Genomic DNA, 22,257 nt, shown 5'->3' on the forward strand with positions numbered 1-22,257 from the left:
CACATAACGGAACGGATGATGGCAACGACTTTGGTGGGTTTGGTGGGATGGCGCGGCATGGTGGGTTCCGTGCTGATGCAACGTATGCGCCAAGAGGGCGATTTCGACCTGATCGAACCGCTGTTTTTCAGCACCAGCAACGCGGGCGGCAAGGCCCCGGCGGAAGCGAAAAACGAAACCACGCTGCAGGACGCACACGATCTGGAGCAACTGCGCCGCTGCGACATCATCCTCACCGCGCAAGGCGGCGACTACACCACGGCGGTGTTCGACAAGCTGCGCGCCTCCGGCTGGAGAGGGCACTGGATCGACGCCGCCTCCACCCTGCGCATGCGCGACGACTGCATCATCATTCTCGACCCGGTCAACCGCCCCGTCATCGATGCGGCGATGAGCAAAGGCGGCAACAACTGGATTGGCGGCAACTGCACCGTGAGCTGCATGCTCATGGGCGTGGGCGCGCTTTACAAGGCCGGACTGGTGGAGTGGATGACCAGTATGACCTATCAGGCAGCCTCGGGCGGCGGCGCGCAGCACATGCGCGAATTGCTCACGCAGTTCGGCACGCTCAACGCATCGGTGCGGGCGCTGCTGGACGACCCGGCTTCGGCCATTCTGGCCATCGACCGCGATGTGCTGGCCCAGCAAAAGGCGCTCGACGCCGCGCAGACCCAGCACTTCGGCGTGCCCTTGGCCGGCAGCCTGATTCCCTGGATCGACAAAGACCTGGGCAATGGCGTGTCGCGCGAAGAGTGGAAGGGCGGGGCGGAGACCAACAAGATCCTCGGGCAGGGCGCCGGGTTCGGCTCGCCTGCAGTGCCGGTCGATGGTTTTTGCGTGCGCGTCGGCGCCATGCGCTGCCACAGTCAGGCGCTGACCTTCAAGCTCAAGAAAGACGTTCCGCTCGACGAGATCGAAGACATGATCGCGGCCGATAACGACTGGGTTCAGGTCGTCCCCAACGAGCGCGAAGCGACCATGCAGCAACTCACGCCCGTTGCGGTGACCGGCACGATGCAGATTCCGGTGGGGCGGCTACGCAAGCTGGCCATGGGGCCAGACTATCTGGGCGCGTTCACCGTGGGCGACCAATTGTTGTGGGGCGCGGCCGAACCGCTGCGTCGCATGCTGCGCATTCTGCTTGAGCGTCGTTGACTGCCGGGTTTGCACGGCAAGTCAGCCGAAATCGCCGGAATGCCACAGTCGCCGGGCTTGCACCGGCCTGTCTTGGCGCATCAACTTGTCAGCCTAATTTGTTGATGATATGGTGAAATTTGACGCAATTTAGTTCTGCAGCCGCAGAGAAATTCGCGCATTCGACATGATCAAAAATTGGGGGGCAGCCGACATGCTGCGACAGAACACTCGACGTCTGGCCCTGGCAATCGCCTTGGGCGCAACTGCTGGTCAGGCCTATGCATTCGGCCTCGGGGGCATCAAGGTGCAGTCCGCCTTGGGCCAGCCCCTGAGGGCGGAAATCGACATTACCCAGATCAGCGCTGACGAGGCGTCTTCACTGCAGGTGGGCGTTGCGCCGCCCGATGCGTTTCAGGCCGCCAAGCTGCATTACAGCAGTGCGCTGTCGGGCGTGCGGATCAAGCTTGAGCGCAGCCCGGAAGGTCGCGCCTACCTGCGCGTCACGTCCAACAGCCCGATCAACGAACCCTTTCTCGATCTGTTGATCCGTGCGCAGTGGGCCAATGGCCAGTTGAGCCGCGACTACACCCTGCTGCTCGATCCGCCTAATTTCCAGAGCACTCCCACACCGACTCAGGTGCCGGTTCAGACCGCCGCACCGTCGCCCGCGCCCGCCATGCCGGTGGCGCCCTCGGTGTCGAATGCCGCTAATGCTGCCAACGCCCCGACCCCGGCGATGCCGGTTGCGCCCGCGCTGCAAACGCCGCAGCCTTCGGTGAATGCGAAAAAATCGCCCACCAAGTCTGCTGCGGCTCCCGGCCAGTATGTGGTCAAGCAGGGCGACACCCTGAGCAAAATCGCCAACGCATCGGGTGTGCAGTCCGTCTCGCTCGACCAGATGCTTACGGCCATTTACCGCGCCAACCAGTCGGCCTTCATCGACGGAAACATCAATCTGGTGAAGACTGGCAGCGTGCTGCAAATGCCTACTGCCGAACAGGCGCAGGCCGTTTCGCAGCCCGAAGCGCGCCGTTTCGTTCTGGCTCAGAGCGAGAGTTTCAACGCCTACCGCCGTCGTCTGGCGGAAATGGGCGGGCAGGCCAAGCCGCAGTCGCAGCGCGAGGTGACGGGCAAAGTCCAGGCCCAGGTACAGGAGCCTGCTGCCGCGGGCGCGCAGGCTGAAAGCAAGCTCAAATTGAGCAAGGCCGAGGTGGCTGGCACGCAGAAGGCCCAGCAGATCGCCGACAAGAAGCAGGAAGCGCTCGACGAACAGAAGATCAAGCAGTTGCAGAAAAATGTCGACGAGCTTAGCGCGCTGTCCAAGCAGGCGCAGACCGTCGCAGCGGCCAAGCCGCAAGCCGCCGCACCCGCGGCAACCGTGGCCGCCGTGGCAAGTAAGCCTGCCGCGGCGCTGACCGTGCCGGTGAAGAGCCCCGTGCCCGCGCCGGTGGCTGCTGCCTCGGCGTCTGCGAAACCGGCCGAGGCGCCCAGCGCGGCTGCGGCGGCCGTCGCAACCGCTTCGGCGGCGCATGCCGCATCGGCTGCCAAGTCGGCGTCGGCGCCTGTGGCCGCTTCGGCTCCCGCATCTGCCCCTGCGCCCGCGCCGGTGGCGAAGCCTGTGCCCCCGAAGGTCGTCAAGCCTGCCCCAGCCGAGCAGGGGAGCTTCTTCAGCAGTCTGCTTTCCAACCCCTTGCTGTTGCCTGTGGGCGGCGCTTTGGTGATTCTGCTGCTGTTGCTCGCCTGGCTGGCGCAGCGCAAAAAGGCGGCAAAGTCGCAGCGCGATGTGTCGGTCTTCGATAGTCGCATGAGTGTGGCCGATAGCTTTTTTGGCGGCACGGGTGGCGAGCGCGTCGATACGCGCAATGGCAATATGAGCTCCACCTTCTCCTCCAGCCAGCTCGACACCAATGACGTCGATCCGGTCGCCGAGGCCGATGTGTATCTGGCCTACGGCCGCGATCTGCAGGCCGAAGAAATCCTCAAGGAGGCCGTCAAGACCAACCCCGACCGTCTGGCAGCGCGGCTCAAACTGCTGGAAATCTATGCCAAACGCAAGGATTCCCGCTCCTTCGAAGTGGGCGCCGCAGAACTCTTTGCGTTGACGCAGGGCGTGGGCGAAGACTGGAAACGCGCTCAGGATCTCGGTCGCAGTCTCGACCCGGTCAACCCGCTGTATCACAACACCGTGCTCCCCAGCACGCTGGGCGCGCCGTCGACCATGCCGCAGACAGAGTTCCCGGTGGCCACCCCCACCGCTTTGGCTGCGCTGACTCCGCAAACCTTGCCCAGCACCGAAATGCTTTCGGGCGTGGAAACGGCCGCGGCCAAGACGCCGATGCCCGAGCATCTGGACCTGGATCTGAACTTGCCGATGGGCGAACCGGCTTCTTCAGCGGCAACTGCGTCACCCGCCGTTCCTTCTCTGCCCGAAATCGAGGTGCCCTCGGCATTCTCCAGCGCGCCGCCGACCCCCGAAAAAGAGCCCGGCAAAGCTGCGGATGCTGATTTCCTATTGCCGGGCGGCCTGGACTTCAATATGCCGTCCGATTTTGGCGCGCCCGCCTCGACGCTCGGTGCCGCTGAGACTGCCGCTGAGACCACGAAAGCTGCCGTACATGACAACGCACTTGAGTTCGATCTGAGCAGCATTTCCCTGCAGGACAACGAAGTCAAATCGCTCGAGGAATCGCACACCGAACCGCCCAAGCTGGAGCCGCAGTTCAGCGAGTCCAGGCCCTCGCTCGATCTCCGTCTGGAACTCGCGGCAGAAAGCATGGCCATCGGCGATAACGAGTCGGCGCGCAACCTGCTGGGTGAGGTGATTGCCGAAGGCGACCCGCAACTCAAGAAGCGCGCGCAGGATATGCTGGACAAGATTGGCCGCTGATTCGTCCTCCGCCTCCTCCGGCCCGCAAGTCGGGCGTCCTCTGCTCCGAGTCGCGTTGGGCCTGAGTTACGGAGGTACCTCGTACTGCGGCTGGCAGAGTCAGCCGGGCGGCTGCGGTGTGCAGGACTTTCTGGAGCGGGCGCTCGCGCAGTTTCTGGGCTTTCCGACTCGCACCGTCTGCGCCGGACGCACCGACGCCGGGGTGCATGCCCTCGGCCAGGTGGTGCACCTCGATACGCCTTTGCAGCGTGAGACGTCCTCCTGGGTGCGCGGGGTTAATGCCTTTCTGCCACGCGACATGGCGGTGCAATGGGCACGAACCGATCTGCCACAGACTTTTGACGCCCGCCGCAGTGCCTATCAGCGCCGATATCGCTATGTGCTGCGCAACCATCCCGTGCGCCCGGCGCTCGATTTCGCGAGGGTGGGCTGGACGCATCGCCCGCTCGATCTCGACCTTTTGCGCGCCGCTGCGCAGTGCCTGCTCGGCGAGCATGATTTCAGCGCATTTCGCTCCAGCGAATGCCAGGCGCTGAGCCCGGTCAAGACGTTGCATGCGATTGAGATTGCGCGTCATGGTCACACCCTGGTGTTCGACCTGCGTGCCAACGCCTTCCTGCACCACATGGTGCGCAATATCGTGGGTAGCCTGCTGGCCGTGGGCAATGGCTCCAAGCCGGTGAGTTGGCTCGCCGAAGTTCTGGCCAGCCGCGATCGCCGCCTGGCGGCGCCGACCTTCATGCCCGACGGGCTTTATTTCCTCGGCCCGGATTACCCGGCAGAATTCAATCTTCCCTCGCCACCTACCCAGATCGGCCTGACGATCTGATCTCCGATGTCCGAAACGCCGCCCCTGCCGCTCTCGCCCGCCTCGCGCCACCGAACCCGCATCAAAATCTGCGGCATTACCCGGGTGGAAGACGCGCAGGCGGCGGCTCACAACGGCGCAGATGCCATCGGTCTGGTGTTTTATCCGCCCAGCCCGCGCAACGTGAGCGTCGCGCAGGCGCGTGACATCGCGTTCAGCCTGCCGCCTTTTGTCTCGGTCGTCGCCCTGTTTGTGAATGCCGCGCCGGACCTTGTCGAAGAGGTGATCGACCAAATTCGCCCCGCGCTGTTGCAGTTCCACGGCGATGAAACCCCGCAAGACTGTGCCCGCTATCGCCACCCCTACATTCGCGCGGCGCGCATGCGCGATGGGCTGGATTTGTTAGACTTCGCTTCTCGTTTTTCCACTTCTCAAGCTCTCGTTCTGGACACGGATCAGCCCGGATACGGCGGGGGCGGCGAGGTTTTCGATTGGTCACGCATTCCCGCAAACGTCGCGCTTCCCCTCGTTTTGTCTGGTGGGTTGCATGCTGCAAATGTGACGCATGCCATCCGGCAGGTGCGCCCGTGGGCGGTTGACGTCAGTTCCGGCGTCGAAGCGTCCAAGGGCATCAAGAGCGCGCAGCGCATCGCCGAGTTCATCGCTGCGGTTCGCGCTGCAGACCTGTAGATCGCGCGCGGGCACAGCTTCCGCCCGGCGCCAGACGAGACCCCACCATGTTTGACTATGCCTACCCCGACGCCAGCGGCCATTTCGGCCCCTACGGCGGCAGCTTCATTGCCGAAACCCTGAGCCACGCGCTGGAAGAACTCCAGGCGGCTTACGACCATTACAAAAACGACCCGCAGTTCCTGGCTGAATACCGCTACGAACTCAAGCACTTCGTCGGCCGTCCCAGCCCGGTTTATCACGCCGCCCGCCTGAGCGACAAGCTCGGCGGCGCGCGCATTTACCTCAAGCGCGAAGACCTCAATCACACCGGCGCGCACAAAATCAACAACACCATCGGCCAGGCCATGCTGGCCCGCCGCATGGGCAAACCGCGCGTCATCGCCGAAACCGGCGCGGGACAGCACGGCGTGGCTACAGCCACTATTGCCGCGCGTTACGGCATGGAATGCGTGGTGTATATGGGCAGCGAGGACGTCAAGCGCCAATCGCCCAATGTCTATCGCATGAATCTGCTGGGCGCGCGCGTAGTGCCGGTCGAATCGGGCAGCAAAACGCTCAAGGATGCGCTTAACGAAGCGTTGCGCGACTGGGTCACGCATGTCGAAGACACCTTCTACATCATCGGCACCGTCGCCGGGCCGCATCCCTACCCGCAGATGGTGCGCGATTTCCAGCGAGTCATCGGCGACGAATGCCTGGAGCAGATGCCCGAGATGACCGGCCGCCAGCCCGATGCGGTGATCGCCGCCGTGGGCGGGGGCAGCAATGCCATGGGCATTTTCTATCCCTACATTCCCCATGAATCGGTGCGGCTCATCGGGGTTGAAGCCGCCGGTCTGGGGCTGGACACGGGCAAGCATGCCGCCTCGCTGTCCGCAGGCACGCCGGGTGTGCTGCACGGCAACCGCACCTATCTGCTGCAGGACGCCAACGGTCAGATCATCGAAACGCATTCCGTGTCCGCCGGGCTCGACTATCCCGGTGTCGGCCCCGAGCATGCCTGGCTCAAAGATCTCGGGCGAGCCGAGTACGTCGGCATTACCGACGACGAGGCTCTGGCGGCCTTTCATGAGTTGTGCCGCATCGAGGGCATCATCCCGGCGCTGGAATCCAGCCACGCTCTGGCGCATGCCATCAAGCTGGCGCCGCAAATGCGTCCTGATCAGATCATTCTGGTCAATCTCTCGGGGCGCGGCGACAAAGACATCAACACCGTGGCCGAGCGCGAAGGCGTGAGTTTCGACACCCTGTTCGCCCGCCAGTCCGGAGCCACAAAATGAAACAGCCCCCTGACTCGCTGCGCTTATCTCCCCCCGAGGGGGTGTCGGTTCCTTCGGGGCGGCCGCGCGGAACCGACATGAACCGCATCGACCAACGCTTCGCCCAGCTTCGCGCCCAGCTTCGCGCCCAGAATCGCAAGGCGCTCATTCCCTACATCGCTGCAGGCGATCCCGCGCCTTCAGTCACCGTCGCGGTGATGCACGCCCTGGTGCAGGGCGGGGCCGATGTAATCGAACTCGGCGTGCCGTTTTCCGATCCCATGGCCGACGGCCCGGTGATTCAGCGCGCCACCGAGCGGGCCATTGCAAAAGGCATCGGGCTGCCCCAGGTGCTCGATTTCGTGCGCGATTTCCGCCAGACCGATACCGTCACCCCCGTGGTGCTGATGGGTTACGCCAACCCGGTGGAGCGCTACGGCGTGGAGGCCTTTGTGGCTGCGGCCAAAGCTGCGGGCGTGGATGGCGTGCTCATCGTCGATTACCCGCCGGCGGAGAGCGAGGCTTTTGCCGCGGCGCTCAAGGCCGCAGACATCGCCCCGATCTTTCTGCTCGCCCCCACCAGCACGGACGCGCGTATGGCCGATGTGGGCCGTATCGCCAGCGGCTATGTGTATTACGTCTCGCTCAAGGGCGTGACCGGCGCGGGCCATCTCGACACCTCAGCCGTGGCGGCCATGCTGCCCCGCATCCGCGCCCATGTGCAGGTGCCCGTGGGAGTAGGATTCGGCATTCGCGATGCGCAGACTGCGCGCGCGATCGGCCAGCTGGCCGATGCCGTGGTCATTGGTTCGCGTTTGATCGAATTGATGGAGGCGCAGCCCGCAGAACAGGCGGCAGAGGTTGCGCGCGGCTTCATCCAAGACATTCGCCAGGCGCTCGACGCTTAAGGAGACCCTATGAGTTGGCTGGAAAAGCTCCTCCCTCCCAAAATTCAACAGACCAGCCCGCAGGATCGGCGCCAGGTGCCCGAAGGCCTGTGGATCAAGTGCCCGTCTTGCGAAACCGTGCTCTACAAATCGGATCTGGAGCTCAACCAGAACGTCTGTCCGAAGTGCGGCCACCACCTGCGCATCGGTGCGCGGGCGCGGCTCGACGCGTTGCTCGACCCCGAAGGCCGGTACGAGATCGGTCAGGAAGTGCTGCCCATCGATCCGCTGAAATTCAAGGACAGCCGCAAATATCCCGATCGCCTCAAGGAGGCGCTGGAAAACACCCAGGAGACCGATGCGCTGATCGTCATGGGCGGCGCCATCCAGACCCTGCCGGTGGTGGTGGCCTGTTTCGAGTTCGAGTTCATGGGCGGCTCTATGGGCTCTGTGGTCGGCGAGCGTTTCGTGCGCGGGGTGCAGGCGGCCATCGAGCAGAAGGTGCCTTTCATTTGCTTTACCGCCACGGGCGGCGCGCGCATGCAGGAAGGGCTGCTCAGCCTGATGCAGATGGCCAAGACCAATGCCGCGCTCACCCGCCTGTCCGCCGCCGGGCTGCCGTTCATCAGCGTACTCACCGACCCGACCATGGGCGGGGTGTCGGCCAGTTTTGCCTTCATCGGCGATGTGGTTCTCGCCGAACCCAAGGCGCTGATCGGTTTTGCCGGCCCGCGGGTGATCGAGAACACCGTGCGCGAAAAGCTGCCTGAGGGCTTCCAGCGCGCTGAGTTTCTGCTGCAAAAGGGCGCGGTTGACCGTATCGTTGACCGCCGTGAACTGCGCGGCGAACTCGCGCAAATGCTGGCCATGCTGCTGCGTCAGCCTGCCGACGCGATCGCTTCCTGATTTCCTCAGACTTTCCCGTCGTTCGCAGCCGCGGGCGACGGGCTTTGCGTATGTCTCCCACACCCCACACTCTGGACGGCTGGCTAGCGCACGCCGAGTTGCTGCATGCCCGCGTGATCGACCTGGGGCTTGAGCGCGTGCAGGCGGTGCGCGCGGCCATGCAGTTGCAATTCACCTGCCCGGTCATCACCGTGGCCGGCACTAATGGCAAGGGCTCGACCTGCGCCATGCTCGAAGCCATTCTCATGGCGGCGGGCTACCGCGTGGGCGTCTATACCTCGCCGCATCTGGTGCATTTCGAGGAACGCTGCCGCATCGCAGGGCAGACGGTGAATGCGCAGGACTTGCTGCCGCATTTCGCCGCTGTCGAGCAGGCCCGGCTGACCGCAGGCGAGGGCGGCGCGGCGGTGAGTTTGAGCTATTTCGAGTTCACCACCCTGGCCATTCTGTCGCTGCTTGCCAGCCAGCGGCTCGACGCCGTCATTCTCGAAGTCGGGCTGGGCGGGCGGCTCGATGCGGTGAACATCATCGACACCGACTGCGCCATCATCACCAGCATCGACCTCGATCACATGGAGTTTCTCGGTCCGGATCGGGAGTCCATCGGACGCGAGAAGGCGGGCATCATGCGGGCCGCGAAGCCCGCCATCGTCAGCGACCCGCAGGCGCCGCAGTCGGTGCGGGCTCACGCCGAGGACATCGGCGCCGATCTCTGGCTGGCCGGACGCGACTTTCACTACACCCACCTGCCGCAGCAATGGGGCTGGCAGGGGCGCGCGCAGCGTCGGCACAGCCTGGCGTTTCCGGCGCTGCGCGGCGCCAATCAACTCCTCAACGCCAGCGGCGTGCTCGCCGCGCTGGAGGCCTTGCAGGCCGCCCTGCCGGTGGCGGCGCAGGCGGTGCGCGAAGGGTTTGCGCGAGCGGAGCTGCCCGGGCGCTTTCAGGTGCTGGCGGGGCAGCCCACGCTGGTGCTCGATGTGGGCCACAACCCCCACGCCATCGCCGTGCTGGCGGAAAACCTCGACAGCATGGGCTACTTTCCCGTCACCCACGCGGTGTTTGGCGCCATGGCCGACAAAGACATCCCCGGCATGTTGCGTCGCATGTTGCCGCTGGTCGACGTCTGGCATCTTTGCGACTTGCCGACGCCGCGAGCCGCGTCGGCAAAAGAGCTGGCGGCTCACTTGCTCGCCTTGAAGCCAGACGCCCGCATCGCCCAGTATCCCGACCCCTTGCAGGCGCTGCGCGCAGCGGCGGCTGCCGTGGAGCTGGTCGATAGAATCGTGGTGTTCGGCTCCTTCTACACCGTGGGCGGTGTGATGCAGGAGGGGCTGCCCCGACTTCACGGCAAGCATCTCGTTTCCTCCCCGCAATGACCTTTGGCGCTCCCCGTAATTCCGCCCGTCGCTCCTCCAGAGGCGATGACTCCGATTCGCAAAGCCAGGACAGTCTGCGAGCGCGCGCGCGTCGGCGTCTGATCGGCGCAGTGGCGCTGGTGCTGCTCGGGGTGATCGTGTTTCCGCTGGTGTTCGACTCCAAGCCCAAACCGGTGCCGTCGAACATCGCGCTCGATATTCCCTCGCAGAGCAAGGCGCCGGGGCTGGCGGTGCCCGCTTCCGCGCCCATGCTGCCCGCGGCGTCCAGCGTGTCCGTGCCCTCGGGCGAACGCGCGGCCGTGGCGCATGCGGCGAGCGCTGTGGCTGCGGCCCCCGCGCCAGTTCCGCCCGAGCCGGAGGTGGCCTCGAAACCGGCGCCCCCGCCAACACCCGCAGCACCCAAACCCAGTCCGGTGCAGCAGGCGGAGCCGGTCGCGCCCCCACCAGCACCCAAGCCACCCGCCCCGACACCCGAGCAGGCACGGCAACTGGCCAGTGCGCGCCAGGCCCTTGCAGCGCTCGAAGGCAAATCGCCCGACCAGATTTCCGCCGCGCAGGCCGAGGCGGCGCTGGCGAATAAACAGCACGCGGTGCAGGAAGACGCAGCCCCCTCGAAGGCGCGGTTTGTGGTGCAGGCAGGCGCGTTTGCCGACGCGCATGCCGCCCAGTCCGTGCGGGCCAAAATTGAAAAAGCCGGATTCAAGACCTATACCCAGGTGGTCGATACTGCGCAGGGCAAGCGGGTTCGGGTGCGCATCGGCCCCTTTGCCACGCGCGATGAAGCCGAGCGGGCCTTGCACAAACTGCAGGCGCTGGGTCTCAGCGGTGCGGTGCTGACGCTGTGAGTCCGCTGGACTGGTTCCTGCTCGTCGTCATGGGTTTGAGCGTGCTGATCAGCTTGTTGCGCGGCGCCGTGTATGAAATCGTCACCTTGTTGGGTTGGATCGGGGGCGTCTGGTTTGCGGCGCACTTCGCGCCCAGCCTGGGTGCAAGGTATTTGCAGGCCATCGACAATACCGATATGCGCCTGTTGGCGGCCTATGCGATGTGTTTCATCGTGGTGGTGCTGAGCGCGGGCATACTCGCCTCGGTGCTGCGTTTGCTGTTGCGTGCAAGCGGACTGGGTATTTTTGACCGCAGCATGGGCGCGCTGATCGGTCTGGTGAAGGGCGTGGCGTTGTCGTTGTTGCTCGTCGCCCTTGGCGCGCAGACGGCGCTGGCGCAGAGCGCGATGTGGAAAACGGCGGTGCTCATTCCGCCGGCGCAGTCTTTGTTGCTGGTCATTCGCCCTTGGTTGCCCGCCGCTTTCGTCACCCATTTGCCGCAAGGCTGAAATGTTTGGCTCTCCCCTCGTTTCCTGAAAGACCACTCCCATGTGCGGCATCGTCGGCGTCATTTCGCAGCAACCCGTGAACCAGCTTCTGTACGACGCGCTGCTGCTGTTGCAGCATCGGGGTCAGGACGCTGCGGGCATTGTCACCGGCTCGGGCTCCAAGCTCTATATGCACAAGGCGCGTGGCATGGTGCGCGATGTGTTTCGCACTCGCAATATGCGCGCGCTGCCGGGCGATTACGGTATCGGCCAGGTGCGCTATCCAACCGCGGGCAACGCCGAAAGCGAGGAAGAGGCGCAGCCGTTCTACGTCAACGCGCCGTTTGGTCTGGTGCTGGCGCACAACGGCAATCTGATCAACGCGGTGGCGCTCAAGCGCGAGCTGTTCAATAACGATCACCGCCACATCAACACCGAGTCGGACACCGAGGTGTTGATCAACGTGCTGGCGCACGAGATCGAGCGCCGCACCCACGGGTTGCCGCTCTCAGTCGACGATATTTTCGCCGCGGTGCGCGCGGTGCACCTTCGCTTGCGCGGTTCGTACGCCGTGGTGGCGCTGATTGCCGGGCACGGCCTGCTGGCTTTTCGCGATCCCTTCGGCATTCGCCCCTTGTGCTTCGGTACGGCGGGCGAGGGCGGCGAGGTGATGGTGGCGAGCGAGTCGGTCGCGCTGGAAGGCACGGGCTACAAGTTCGAGCGCGACATCGCGCCGGGCGAGGCGATTTTTGTCGATCTGCAAGGCCGATTGCACAGCCAGCAGTGCGCGGCCGAGCCGCAGCGCAATCCCTGCATCTTCGAGTACGTCTATCTGGCCCGGCCAGACTCTGCGCTCGACGGCGTTTCGGTCTATCGCGCCCGTTTGCGCATGGGCGAAACGCTGGCGCAGCGGGTGATCTCGGTGCTGCCGCCCAGCGAGATCGATGTGGTCATTCCCATTCCTGAATCCAGTCGGCCGTCGGCCATGCAACTCGCGCACAGGCTGGGTCGGCCGTACCGCGAGGGTTTCGTCAAAAACCGCTATGTGGGGCGAACCTTCATCATGCCCGGACAGGCGGTGCGCAAGAAGTCGGTGCGGCAAAAACTCAACGCCATCGGCCAGGAATTCGCCGGGCGTAACGTGCTGCTGGTGGATGACTCCATCGTGCGCGGCACCACCTCGCGCGAAATCGTGCAGATGGCGCGTGAGGCCGGGGCGCGCAAGGTGTATCTGGCGTCTGCCGCGCCGCCGGTGCGCTATCCCAATATCTACGGCATCGACATGCCTACGGCCTCGGAGCTGGTGGCGCACAACCGCAGTGTCGAGGAAATCCGCCAGATCATCGGCGCCGATGTGCTGATCTACCAGGATCTCGACGCCATGAAGCGGGTGATCCGCGAGATCAACCCCGAGATCGTCGAGTTTGAGGCGTCGTGTTTCGACGGCTGCTACATCGCCGGCACCTTGCCGCCCGATGAAGGCAAGAACCGGGGCGAAGGCGTGGCACCCAACACCGGCCGGCTCAGCCTGCAAGGGGCCGAGGAGCAGGGGCAGCCGTTATGACCGCACAAGACCGAAGCGCCCCTGATCTCGCGCTCGATACGCTGGCCGTGCGCGAGGCCTTGCCGCGTTCGCAATACGGCGAGAACAGCGAGGCGCTGTTCCTGACCAGCAGCTTCGTGCATCCGGATGCGGCGACCGCGGCTGCCCGGTTTGCCGGGGAGCAGGAGGGTTTTGTCTATTCGCGTTTTTCCAATCCCACTGTCTCCAGCTACGAGCAGCGGCTTGCCGCGCTCGAAGGCGCGGAAGGCTGCATGGCCACGGGCAGTGGCATGGCCGCCATTTTGCTGCTGGCGATGGCGCTGCTCAAGGCGGGCGATCATGTGATCTGCTCGCAAGGGGTGTTCGGCTCCACGATCAATCTGTTCGGCCGCGAGCTGGCCCGCTTCGGCGTGGAGACCACGTTCGTTTCGCAAACCGACGTGACGCAGTGGGCGGCGGCCCTGCGGCCCAATACCCGGCTGCTGTTTGCCGAAACGCCGTCCAATCCGCTGACCGAGGTCTGCGACATCGCCGCGCTGGCCGATCTGGCGCACGACGCCGGCGCCCAACTGGTGGTGGACAACTGCTTTTGTTCACCGGCCTTGCAGCGTCCCCTCGATTTCGGCGCCGACTGGGTGATTCATTCCGGGACCAAATACCTCGACGGACAGGGACGGGTGATCGCAGGCGCGGTGTGCGGCAAAGCCGCGCCGATCCACGACAAGCTGCTGCCCGTGCAGCGCACCATTGGCCTGTCGCTCTCGCCCTTCAATGCCTGGGTGGTGCTCAAGGGCATGGAAACCCTGGGCGTGCGCATGATGGCGCACAGCTCTGCTGCGCTCGCCATGGCGCAATGGCTGCAGGCGCAGCCTGCTATCGGCCGGGTGTTCTATCCCGGCCTCGATACCCATCCGCAGCATGCGTTGGCCATGCGTCAGCAAAAGACCGGGGGCGCCGTGCTGTCGTTCGAGCTCAAGGCCGACAATGCGCAACAGGCCAAAGCGCGGGCGTTTCACCTCATCGACCACACCCGCATTTGCTCCATCACCGCCAATCTGGGCGACACCAAGACCACCATCACCCACCCGGCGACGACCACGCATGGCCGCCTGAGCGAAGCGCAGCGGCAGGCCGCGGGCATCGGCCAGGGGCTGATCCGCCTGGCCGTGGGGTTGGAAGATGTGGGTGATCTTCAGCGCGATCTCAGCCGGGGTCTGCAGACCCTGAGCTGAGCGCGTCTTCTTGTCTTTTTTTCACTTTCCGAATTCGACGATGACCACCCAGCCGCACCGCGTTCGTACCCGCTTCGCTCCCAGCCCGACCGGATTCATCCATCTGGGCAATATCCGATCGGCGCTCTATCCGTGGGCATACGCGCGGCACCACGGCGGCGACTTCATTCTGCGCATTGAAGACACGGATACCGAACGTTCGTCCGAAGAAGCCGTGCAAGTCATCCTGCAGGCGATGGACTGGCTCGGGCTCGATTATGACGAAGGCCCGTTCTATCAGATGCAGCGCATGCCGCGTTACCGCGAGGTGCTCGACCAATTGCGCCAGTCTGGCATGGTGTATCCCTGCTATATGTCCACCGCCGAGCTCGATGCCCTGCGCGAGCAGCAACTCGCCGCCAAGCAAAAGCCCCGCTACGACGGCACCTGGCGCCCGGAGCCGGGCAAGGTGCTGCCGCCGATTCCCGAAGGCGTGCAGCCGGTGTGGCGCTTCAAGACGCCGACCACTGGCGTCGTGGCCTGGCATGATTTTGTCAAAGGCCGGGTCGAGATTCGCAACGAAGAACTCGACGATCTCGTCGTTGCCCGCCCCGACGGCACACCGACCTACAACTTCTGCGTGGTGGTGGACGACATCGACATGCAGATTACCGATGTGATCCGCGGCGACGATCACGTCAACAACACGCCTCGGCAACTGCACATCTTCCAGGCCTTGGGCGCCAAGCCCCCGCGCTATGCCCACCTGCCCACCGTGCTCAACGAGCAGGGCGAGAAACTCTCCAAACGCAATGGCGCCAAGAGCGTGCTGCAGTACCGCGACGAAGGCTATCTGCCCGATGCGGTGGTGAACTATCTGGCGCGGCTGGGCTGGTCGCATGGCGATGCGGAGATTTTTTCGCGCGCCCAGTTTCTGGAGTGGTTCGATCTCGACCACCTGGGCAGCTCGCCAGCGCAGTTCGACGAGGCCAAACTGCGCTGGGTGAACGCGCATTACATCAAGCACACCCCTGCGGAGGAACTGGCCGCTCTCGTGCGTCCCTTGCTCGACAAGGACGGCATTGCCCACCAGACGCCTGATCTTGCGGCGGTTTGCGCCCTGCTGCATGACCGCGCCCAGACGCTACCCGAACTGGCCCAGCAAACCCTGTTGTTCTATCGCCCCACCGCCCCCGACGCCGCTGCGCTTGAGCAGCATCTCGGTGCGCAGGGAAAGGCGGCCGCGGCGGATTTTCTGGCCCAGCTCACCGCCCTTCACGACTGGTCGCGCGAAGCGATCAGTGCAGCCCTCAAAAGCGTGCTCAAACAGCATGGCCTGAAAATGCCGCAACTGGCCATGCCCGTGCGCTTGATGGTCACCGGCCGAGAGCAGACCCCCGCTGTTGACGCGGTGCTGGCCTTGCTCGGACGGGACACCGTCGTGCAGCGCCTCGAAAAATATCTCGGCTGATTCAATCCGGTTGCCGGGTCAAAGTAGGCGCTGAAGCTTACTTCCGGTTATAATTGTTGGGTGTTTAACGGGGCAATTTTTCTGTTGCATGTGGTATGCGGCAGACAGTGTTGTCCCACAGTTCCATCAGAGGGGTAAACGTGGCAAAAGCGACGACCACAGGCAAAACCAACGGTGTTGAACTCGAAGAGTCAAACTCCTCCACCACCACAAAATCGGCAGATCCCTGGGATTTGATGATGCAGAACGCCGAGGAAGTGGCCTCCACATTCCGCAAGCGGCCTCAAGTGAAAGTGTCTTCACCCTGGCGTGAAGGGTTTGGCAGACCGCTCTCCCAGCGGTCGCGCGAAATCTATGAGCACATCACTGCCAACAAAACCCGCCTGAAGCAAAAATAAGCGCTTTTTCAACGCTTTTTTATTTTTGGCGCTTTTTTCGCGCCAAACTTTTCCAATAAAAGCGCCTGCAATCGACTTTGCAGGCGCTTTTATTTTGGCCGTCTTCTCGGGGCCAGGGGTTCAGGCTTACTCCCCTCGGCTGGCTTCAAGCGCGAGCGCCTTGGCGCACTCGCCCACCAGTTCCGGGCCGCGGTAGATCAAGCCGGTGTAGAGCTGAACCAGATCGGCGCCCGCGCGCAGTTTTTCGACCGCGTCGGCCCCGCTCATAATGCCGCCGACACCGATGATCGGCACGTTGTGGCCCAGACGCTGGCGCAGCCGCGCAATCACCCGGGTCGAGGCGGCGCGTACCGGCGCCCCGCTCAGTCCACCCGCTTCATGCGCATGGGCCAGCCCGGCCACGGCGTCGCGCGCCAGCGTGGTATTGGTGGCGATGACGCCATCGAGGCCATGCGTCAGCAACTGATCGGCGATGACGTCGATGTCGGCGTCTTCAAGGTCGGGGGCGATTTTCAGCAGCATGGGCACATGGCGGCCATGCTGTTGCCGCAGGCGCTCGCGCGTGGCGGCGAGGCCTTGCAGCAGGCCCTGCAGGGCGGCGTCGGTTTGCAACTGGCGAAGGTTGCGGGTGTTGGGTGACGAAATATTGATGCTGACATAGTCGGCCTGGGTGTATACCCCTTCCAGGCCCAGCCGGTAGTCGTCGAGCGCCTGCTCGACCGGGGTGCTGGCGTTCTTGCCGATGTTCAGGCCGATAGGCACGGGGCGATGGCTGCGGCGCACATGACGCAAAAAAGCCTCCAGCCCGGCATTGTTGAACCCCATGCGATTGATCAACGCCTGCGCCTGTGGCAGCCGGAACATGCGCGGCTTGGGGTTGCCGGGCTGGGCGCGGGGGGTTACCGTGCCGACCTCGACAAAACCAAAACCCATCGCCGCGAGAGCGTCGATGGCCTCGCCATTTTTGTCGAGCCCAGCGGCCAGACCGACGCGATTGGCAAAGCGCAAGCCCAGCAACTCCACCGGATCGTGTACCGGCGCATGAGCGTACAGAATCGACAGACCGGCAGAATGCGCCATGCGGATGCCGCTCAGCGTGAGGTGATGCGCCCATTCTGGATTGAGGCGGAACAAAATAGGGCGAATCAGCGGATAGGAGAGCGGCATGGAGAGCAGACGAGGTCGCTGAGCACAGGGCGGCGCAGCGATAATGAAGACTGACATTTTTCGTGAAGACCCGACATGACGCAAGACGAACTCAAACAGCAGGTCGCCGCGGCCGCGCTCACCCAGGTGCCGCAGGGCGAAATCATCGGAGTCGGCACGGGCTCGACGGTGAATTTTTTCATCGACGCCCTGGCTGGCATCAAGCACCAGATCAAAGGCGCGGTGTCGAGCTCCGAGCGTTCCACCGAGCGCCTGCGCGCGCATGGCATCACGGTGTATGACCTCAACGAGGTGGCGCAGCTTTCGGTCTATGTCGATGGCGCCGACGAAATCGACGCCTCGGGCGCGATGATCAAAGGCGGTGGCGGCGCGCTGACGCGCGAAAAAATCATCGCCGAGGCCGCAGAGCGCTTCATCTGCATTGTCGATCAAAGCAAGCTGGTGCCGGTGCTGGGTCAATTTCCTTTGCCGGTCGAAGTCGTGCCGATGGCGCGGGAACTGGTGGCACGCCGGTTGCGCGCCCTGGGGGGCGATCCGCGCGAGCGTTCAGGCTACGTGACCGATAACGGCAATCTGATTCTGGACGTTCACGGCCTGGAGATTGCGCAGCCGCGCGAATTTGAAACCCGTGTGAACCAGATTCCGGGTGTGGTGACCGTGGGCCTGTTCGCACTGCGCGCTGCCAACGTCGCCCTGATCGGCACTGCCGAGGGTGTGCAGCGGCGCGATTTTGTTTGACTAAAACTGAAAGCCCTTGGGGGCGTTCGGGTTTGGCGGCGGCAGCACGGAAGGTTCGGTCGGTACGCGCTTTTGTTCGGGGGTCGAAGCTTTCTGGGATGGGGGCGGCACCAGCGCCACGGGCTGCGGGCGCACGTAGTCGCGCGGCAGTTCGCTCTTCTTCGGATAGCCTGCAGCATCGAGAGCGATGTCCCAATTGCTGGAACTGAAACCGGTGCTCAGTTTGGTGCTGCCGATGATCACCAGCGGGAGCTGGTCGCTGCCGTTCGACAAAGCCTTGTAGGCCTTGATGTCGGCGTTGGTCGTGATGGTTTTTTCGGCGAAGGGAATGCCGCGCTGTTGCAGGTAGTCGCGCGCGGCATCGCAGGCCTCGCATTGCGGCGCGGTGTAGAGCGTGACGGGGTATTTGCGCGCCGCTTCACGCAGCGCGACGGGAAAGCCGGCAAAGCTGCTGGGCGTCGCATTGCCGTTGGCCGACAACGACTGCACAGCCTTGCCCTTCGTGCTGCTGGGCGGTACATCGCTGAAGGTAATCGAGCCGTCCGGGCCGACGATCTTATAAATCGCCCAGGCGGGCGTGCCCGCGGTCAGGCCGAGCGCCAGTGCGGCGGAAAACACGAGGGCGTGGCGCGAAGTTCGTTTCGTCAGTCGTTTCATCGTTCTGTGCAGCAAGGGCCAAGACAGGCTGCAAGTGTGCCACGGCTGCGCCCAGGCTGGGCTGCGAGCGCGGTGTTTTCGCCACAGGCGGCGGGACGGGTTCGGGGCCATCGCGTGCGCTCAGGCGACTTCAGCCGCTTCAGCCGTCATACCGCTGTGGCGGAGCAGGGCATCGATGCGCGGCTCGCGGCCACGGAAGGCTTTGAACGAGTCGATGGCATCGCGGCTTCCGCCCACGGCGAGAATGGCTTGCTGATAGCTCTTGCCCACTTGCGGACTGAGCGGACCTTCTTGTTCGAAGCGCTCAAAGGCGTCGGCCGACAGCACTTCAGCCCATTTGTAGCTGTAGTAGCCCGCTGCATAGCCCCCGGCGAAGATGTGGGAGAAGCTGTTGACGAAGCGGTTGAACGCCGGTGGCTTCAGCACGGCGATCTCGTTGCGGTTCTCCTCCACCAGCGCTTCAATCGCTTCGGGTGTGAAAGTGCGCAAGTCGTGGTGCAGGCGCATATCGAGCAGCGAAAACTCGACCTGACGCAGGGTCTGCATGCCCGACTGGAAGTTTTTCGCGGCCAGCATTTTGTCGAACAAGGCGCGCGGCATGGCTTGGCCGGTTTCCACATGATGGGTGAGAAAACGCAGCACTTCCCATTCCCAGCAGAAGTTTTCCATCAGTTGGCTGGGCAGCTCCACCGCGTCCCATTCGACGCCAGAGATGCCCGACACGGCGATGTCGTCCACCTGGGTGAGCATGTGGTGCAGCCCGTGGCCGAACTCGTGGAACAGGGTCTGCACGTCGTCGTGGCTGAGCAGGGCGGGCTTTCCGCCCACGGGCGAGGGAAAGTTGCAGGTGAGAGTGGCGACCGGAGTTTGCAGCGTGCCGTCCGCGCGCAGCCAGCGCGAACGCACATGATCCATCCACGCGCCCGAGCGTTTGCCGTCGCGGGCGTACAGGTCGAGATAGAACAAGCCGACGCTGCGACCCTCGGTGTTTTCGATGCGATATAGCTCGGCATCAGCGTGCCAGGCGTGAATGTCGCCCTCCACCCGCCGCAGCTTCACGCCGAACAGGGTTTCGACCACGCGGAATAGCCCGGCGATGACGGTGGGCAGGGTGAAATATTGCCGCACTTCCTGCTCCGACAGGGCGTAATGCGACTGCCGCAGTTTCTCGGAGGCCCAGGCGATGTCCCAGGCTTCGAGCGGGGCTAGGCCAAGCTCTGTTTGCGCAAAGGCGCGCAGGGTGTCGAGGTCGCGCTGGGCGAAGGGACGGGCGCGGTCGGCGAGGTCGCGCAGAAAGTGCAGCACCTGCTCCGGGGTGTCGGCCATTTTGGGCACCAGCGAGACTTCGGCGTAGTTGGCGTAGCCGAGCAGACGGGCTTCTTCGTCGCGCAGGGCGAGAATTTCGGCCATGACGGCGGAGTTGTCGAACTTTACATCGCCCAGCTCACTGGCACGGGTGACGTAGGCGCGGTAGAGGCGTTCGCGCAGTGGGCGGTGTTCGCCGTGCTGCAGCACGGGCATGTACGACGGATAGTGCAGGGTGAATTTATAGCCGGGTTTGCCGTCGCGCTCGGCGGCTTCGCGCGCGGCCTGCAGGGCATCGGCAGGAATGCCGGCGGTTTGCTCTTCGCCAACGTATTCGGCACAGGCCGCTGTGGCATCAAGCACATGTTCGGAGAAGGTTTGGCTGAGTGCGGCCAGGCGCTCCTGAATTTCGGCGTAGCGGCTGCGGGCGGGGCCTTCGAGCAGCGCACCGCTCAAGCGGAAGTCACGCAAGGCGTGCTCGATAATGCGCTGGCGCGTCGGGCTGAGGCGGGAAAATTCGGCGCTGTCGTGCAGGGCCTGATATTGCCGCAGCAGCCCTTCGTTCTGGCCCAGCCGGGTCCAGAACTCGGTGACCTTGGGCAGCATGGCGTTGTAGGCGGCGCGCAGGGCGGGGGTGTCGGCCACGGCGTTGAGGTGGCCGACGACACCCCAGGCACGGCCCAGATGTTCGGTGGCGCGCTCCAGCGGCTCCACCACGGCGGCCCAGGTGGGGGCAGTGGTGGTTGCGGTGACCTGATCCAGCGTTTGTTCCGCCGCCTGAATCAGAGCGTCGAGCGCGGGCTCGATGTGCTCGGGTTTTACTGCGGCATAGTCGGGAAGATCGCGAAAATCACACAGCGGGTTGTTGGCGGGCAGAGCAAGCGTCATGGCGTCGGTCGGTGCATCAAGTCGGGGGTCGGGGACGAGGCTGAAATTATGGGCGGGCGTGGGCTCGCTCGCACGACTCCAGGGTATTGACCAGCAGCATCGCAATGGTCATGGGCCCGACGCCGCCGGGCACCGGGGTGATCCAGCCGGCGACTTCGCTGACGCCGTCGAAGTCCACATCGCCGCAGAGCTTGCCCGCTGCGTTGCGATTCATGCCCACGTCGATCACCACGGCGCCGGGCTTGACCATGTCGGCAGTGATCAGGTTCTCGCGCCCGACGGCAGCCACCAGAATATCGGCCTGGCGGCACACCGCAGCGAGATCGGCCGTGCCGCTGTGCGCGATGGTGACCGTCGCATTGGCCGCCAGCAGCATCAAGGCCATCGGCTTGCCGACAATGTTCGAGCGGCCCACCACCACCGCCGACTTGCCGCGCAGATCGCGTAGGCCGATGGATTCGAGCATTTTCATGCAGCCATACGGCGTGCAAGGCTTGAAGCCGGGCTGTCCCACCATCAACGCCCCCGCGCTGGCGACATGAAAGCCGTCCACATCCTTGGTCGGTGCAATGGCTTCGATCACCTTGTTGGCGTCGATGTGGCGGGGCAGGGGCAATTGCACCAGGATGCCGTGGATCGCCGGATCGGCGTTGAGCGCGGCGATGCGCTGTAGCAGCGCGGCTTCTTGCAGGTCGGCGGCGTATTGCTCCAGCACCGAGTGGATACCGGTCTGCTCGCAGGCCTTGATTTTGTTGCGCACATAGACCTGGCTGGCCGGGCTGTCGCCCACCAGAATGACGGCGAGGCCGGGGCGATGTCCCGCAGCGGTGCAGGTCTGCGCGCGCTGCGCGACCTGCTGGCGGATTTGGGCGGAGAGGGCGAGACCGTCGATGCGTTGGGCTGTCATGGGAATGGGCTTGGAAAAATGCACCACGCCCGCGTGGTGCGGGCGTGGTGCATGGGGAGGGGATGGATTTATTTCGGTGCGCCGAGCGCAATCTTGAGCAGATCGGCCACGGTGCTGACGTTGAGCTTTTCCATGATGTTGGCACGGTGCGCTTCAACGGTCTTGATGCTGATGTTGAGATCGTCGGCGATTTGTTTGTTCAGCCGCCCGGCCACGATGCGTTCGAGCACCTGCGACTCGCGCGCAGTGAGTCGGCCCAGCAGGGCGCCGCGGCTGGCTTCGGCCTGCTGCTGATCGGCGGTCAGACGCGCTTTCTGCAGCATGCGATCGACCAAATCGCGCAGCACGACTTCGTTGAACGGTTTTTCGATGAAGTCGATCGCGCCCTTTTTCATGGTGTCCACCGCCATCGGCACATCGCCATGACCGGTGATGAACACCAGCGGCATGCTGCAGCCACGATGCAGCAATTCATCTTGCAGCTCCAGGCCGTTCATGCCGGGCATGCGTACGTCGACAATGAGGCAGGCGACTTCGCGCGGGTCGAAACGGGTGAGGAAACTTTCGGCGGATTCGAAGCAGCGCACGCGGTAGTCGTTGCCTTCGAGCAGCCACTGCAGCGAATCGCGCACGGCCTCGTCGTCATCCACCACATACACGGTACCTTTGTTGGCTGTTTTCATGAGCAATCGAGAAGGATGGGGAAG

20 protein-coding genes are annotated in these 22,257 nt (G+C 64.1%); 15 read left to right on the top strand and 5 right to left on the bottom strand.

Features of this window, described 5'->3' with window-relative positions; genetic code table 11:
• The first annotated feature begins 18 nt into the window (after positions 1-18).
• The 14 genes from asd (at position 19) to B3H47_RS07870 (ending at position 15,888) form a co-directional block, all read left to right on the top strand.
• Complete coding sequence (gene asd, locus B3H47_RS07805) at positions 19-1,155, top strand: aspartate-semialdehyde dehydrogenase (protein WP_286986649.1); 1,137 nt, start codon at positions 19-21, stop codon at positions 1,153-1,155.
• A 166-nt stretch (positions 1,156-1,321) separates the two neighbouring features.
• A complete protein-coding gene (locus B3H47_RS07810; RefSeq protein ID WP_286986650.1) occupies positions 1,322-4,024 on the top strand; it encodes a FimV/HubP family polar landmark protein in 2,703 nt (900 codons plus the stop codon).
• 55 nt (positions 4,025-4,079) lie between these two features.
• Positions 4,080-4,853 carry a tRNA pseudouridine(38-40) synthase TruA gene (gene truA, locus B3H47_RS07815; RefSeq protein WP_286986692.1) on the top strand — a complete coding sequence of 258 codons (774 nt, stop codon included), beginning with the start codon at positions 4,080-4,082 and terminating at the stop codon, positions 4,851-4,853.
• Positions 4,854-4,859: 6 nt separating this feature from the next.
• Positions 4,860-5,522: a phosphoribosylanthranilate isomerase gene (locus B3H47_RS07820; RefSeq protein WP_286986651.1), complete on the top strand. Its 663-nt coding sequence runs from the start codon at positions 4,860-4,862 to the stop codon at positions 5,520-5,522.
• Positions 5,523-5,569: 47 nt separating this feature from the next.
• Positions 5,570-6,805 (top strand): tryptophan synthase subunit beta, encoded by a 1,236-nt coding sequence (trpB, locus tag B3H47_RS07825; protein ID WP_276726956.1) that lies wholly within the window; start codon positions 5,570-5,572, stop codon positions 6,803-6,805.
• Between the two features lie 77 nt (positions 6,806-6,882).
• The gene (gene trpA, locus B3H47_RS07830; RefSeq protein WP_286986693.1) at positions 6,883-7,692 is read left to right on the top strand and encodes a tryptophan synthase subunit alpha; all 810 of its coding nucleotides are present in this window, start codon (positions 6,883-6,885) and stop codon (positions 7,690-7,692) included.
• 9 nt (positions 7,693-7,701) lie between these two features.
• The gene (gene accD, locus B3H47_RS07835) at positions 7,702-8,577 is read left to right on the top strand and encodes an acetyl-CoA carboxylase, carboxyltransferase subunit beta (RefSeq protein ID WP_013106595.1); all 876 of its coding nucleotides are present in this window, start codon (positions 7,702-7,704) and stop codon (positions 8,575-8,577) included.
• A gap of 50 nt (positions 8,578-8,627) precedes the next feature.
• Complete coding sequence (gene folC / locus B3H47_RS07840; protein ID WP_286986652.1) at positions 8,628-9,953, top strand: bifunctional tetrahydrofolate synthase/dihydrofolate synthase; 1,326 nt, start codon at positions 8,628-8,630, stop codon at positions 9,951-9,953.
• Positions 9,950-10,798: an SPOR domain-containing protein gene (locus tag B3H47_RS07845; RefSeq protein WP_276706603.1), complete on the top strand. Its 849-nt coding sequence runs from the start codon at positions 9,950-9,952 to the stop codon at positions 10,796-10,798. Before folC ends, B3H47_RS07845 begins: the two co-directional genes overlap by 4 nt.
• Entirely contained in the window at positions 10,795-11,286 is a 492-nt protein-coding gene (locus tag B3H47_RS07850) for a CvpA family protein (protein ID WP_276706607.1), read from the top strand. Before B3H47_RS07845 ends, B3H47_RS07850 begins: the two co-directional genes overlap by 4 nt.
• A gap of 40 nt (positions 11,287-11,326) precedes the next feature.
• Entirely contained in the window at positions 11,327-12,829 is a 1,503-nt protein-coding gene (gene purF / locus B3H47_RS07855) for an amidophosphoribosyltransferase (protein WP_286986653.1), read from the top strand.
• Positions 12,826-14,040 (top strand): O-succinylhomoserine sulfhydrylase, encoded by a 1,215-nt coding sequence (locus B3H47_RS07860; protein WP_286986654.1) that lies wholly within the window; start codon positions 12,826-12,828, stop codon positions 14,038-14,040. Before purF ends, B3H47_RS07860 begins: the two co-directional genes overlap by 4 nt.
• Before the next feature lie 40 nt (positions 14,041-14,080).
• Positions 14,081-15,490: a glutamate--tRNA ligase gene (gene gltX / locus B3H47_RS07865; protein WP_013123852.1), complete on the top strand. Its 1,410-nt coding sequence runs from the start codon at positions 14,081-14,083 to the stop codon at positions 15,488-15,490.
• A gap of 140 nt (positions 15,491-15,630) precedes the next feature.
• Positions 15,631-15,888: a hypothetical protein gene (locus B3H47_RS07870; RefSeq protein WP_013123851.1), complete on the top strand. Its 258-nt coding sequence runs from the start codon at positions 15,631-15,633 to the stop codon at positions 15,886-15,888.
• A gap of 126 nt (positions 15,889-16,014) precedes the next feature.
• Here the strand turns inward: B3H47_RS07870 and B3H47_RS07875 are convergent, their stop codons facing one another.
• Positions 16,015-17,055, bottom strand: a complete 1,041-nt coding sequence (locus tag B3H47_RS07875) for a quinone-dependent dihydroorotate dehydrogenase (RefSeq protein WP_276706618.1) — start codon at positions 17,053-17,055, stop codon at positions 16,015-16,017.
• 75 nt (positions 17,056-17,130) lie between these two features.
• On the opposite strand from B3H47_RS07875, the gene rpiA reads away from it, so the two are divergent.
• Positions 17,131-17,793, top strand: coding sequence for a ribose-5-phosphate isomerase RpiA (rpiA, locus tag B3H47_RS07880; RefSeq protein ID WP_276706621.1), 663 nt, complete (start codon positions 17,131-17,133; stop codon positions 17,791-17,793).
• On the opposite strand, the gene B3H47_RS07885 is transcribed toward rpiA, so the two are convergent.
• The 4 genes from B3H47_RS07885 to B3H47_RS07900 all read right to left on the bottom strand — a co-directional run bounded on the left by B3H47_RS07885 (position 17,794) and on the right by B3H47_RS07900 (position 22,233).
• Entirely contained in the window at positions 17,794-18,450 is a 657-nt protein-coding gene (locus tag B3H47_RS07885) for a glutaredoxin family protein (RefSeq protein WP_276706622.1), read from the bottom strand.
• A gap of 120 nt (positions 18,451-18,570) precedes the next feature.
• Positions 18,571-20,643, bottom strand: a complete 2,073-nt coding sequence (locus B3H47_RS07890; RefSeq protein WP_286986655.1) for a M3 family metallopeptidase — start codon at positions 20,641-20,643, stop codon at positions 18,571-18,573.
• Positions 20,644-20,689: 46 nt separating this feature from the next.
• Entirely contained in the window at positions 20,690-21,550 is an 861-nt protein-coding gene (gene folD, locus B3H47_RS07895; RefSeq protein WP_013123846.1) for a bifunctional methylenetetrahydrofolate dehydrogenase/methenyltetrahydrofolate cyclohydrolase FolD, read from the bottom strand.
• Between the two features lie 68 nt (positions 21,551-21,618).
• Positions 21,619-22,233, bottom strand: a complete 615-nt coding sequence (locus B3H47_RS07900) for a response regulator transcription factor (RefSeq protein WP_013106583.1) — start codon at positions 22,231-22,233, stop codon at positions 21,619-21,621.
• Between the last annotated feature and the right edge of the window lie 24 nt (positions 22,234-22,257).

It is taken from the genome of Thiomonas sp. UBA7699, assembly GCF_002482605.1.
GTDB classification, from domain to species: Bacteria; Pseudomonadota; Gammaproteobacteria; order Burkholderiales; family Burkholderiaceae_C; genus Thiomonas; species Thiomonas arsenitoxydans.

Bases quoted from the DNA above. Each gene is read 5' to 3' on its own strand.
- asd (WP_286986649.1), top strand. From the start codon at position 19: ATGGCAACGACTTTGGTGGGTTTGGTGGGATGGCGCGGCATGGTGGGT.
- B3H47_RS07810 (WP_286986650.1), top strand. From the start codon at position 1,322: ATGATCAAAAATTGGGGGGCAGCCGACATGCTGCGACAGAACACTCGA.
- B3H47_RS07820 (WP_286986651.1), top strand. From the start codon at position 4,860: ATGTCCGAAACGCCGCCCCTGCCGCTCTCGCCCGCCTCGCGCCACCGA.
- trpB (WP_276726956.1), top strand. From the start codon at position 5,570: ATGTTTGACTATGCCTACCCCGACGCCAGCGGCCATTTCGGCCCCTAC.
- trpA (WP_286986693.1), top strand. From the start codon at position 6,883: ATGAACCGCATCGACCAACGCTTCGCCCAGCTTCGCGCCCAGCTTCGC.
- accD (WP_013106595.1), top strand. From the start codon at position 7,702: ATGAGTTGGCTGGAAAAGCTCCTCCCTCCCAAAATTCAACAGACCAGC.
- folC (WP_286986652.1), top strand. From the start codon at position 8,628: ATGTCTCCCACACCCCACACTCTGGACGGCTGGCTAGCGCACGCCGAG.
- B3H47_RS07845 (WP_276706603.1), top strand. From the start codon at position 9,950: ATGACCTTTGGCGCTCCCCGTAATTCCGCCCGTCGCTCCTCCAGAGGC.
- purF (WP_286986653.1), top strand. From the start codon at position 11,327: ATGTGCGGCATCGTCGGCGTCATTTCGCAGCAACCCGTGAACCAGCTT.
- B3H47_RS07860 (WP_286986654.1), top strand. From the start codon at position 12,826: ATGACCGCACAAGACCGAAGCGCCCCTGATCTCGCGCTCGATACGCTG.
- gltX (WP_013123852.1), top strand. From the start codon at position 14,081: ATGACCACCCAGCCGCACCGCGTTCGTACCCGCTTCGCTCCCAGCCCG.
- B3H47_RS07875 (WP_276706618.1), bottom strand. From the start codon at position 17,055: ATGCCGCTCTCCTATCCGCTGATTCGCCCTATTTTGTTCCGCCTCAAT.
- rpiA (WP_276706621.1), top strand. From the start codon at position 17,131: ATGACGCAAGACGAACTCAAACAGCAGGTCGCCGCGGCCGCGCTCACC.
- B3H47_RS07885 (WP_276706622.1), bottom strand. From the start codon at position 18,450: ATGAAACGACTGACGAAACGAACTTCGCGCCACGCCCTCGTGTTTTCC.
- B3H47_RS07890 (WP_286986655.1), bottom strand. From the start codon at position 20,643: ATGACGCTTGCTCTGCCCGCCAACAACCCGCTGTGTGATTTTCGCGAT.
- folD (WP_013123846.1), bottom strand. From the start codon at position 21,550: ATGACAGCCCAACGCATCGACGGTCTCGCCCTCTCCGCCCAAATCCGC.
- B3H47_RS07900 (WP_013106583.1), bottom strand. From the start codon at position 22,233: ATGAAAACAGCCAACAAAGGTACCGTGTATGTGGTGGATGACGACGAG.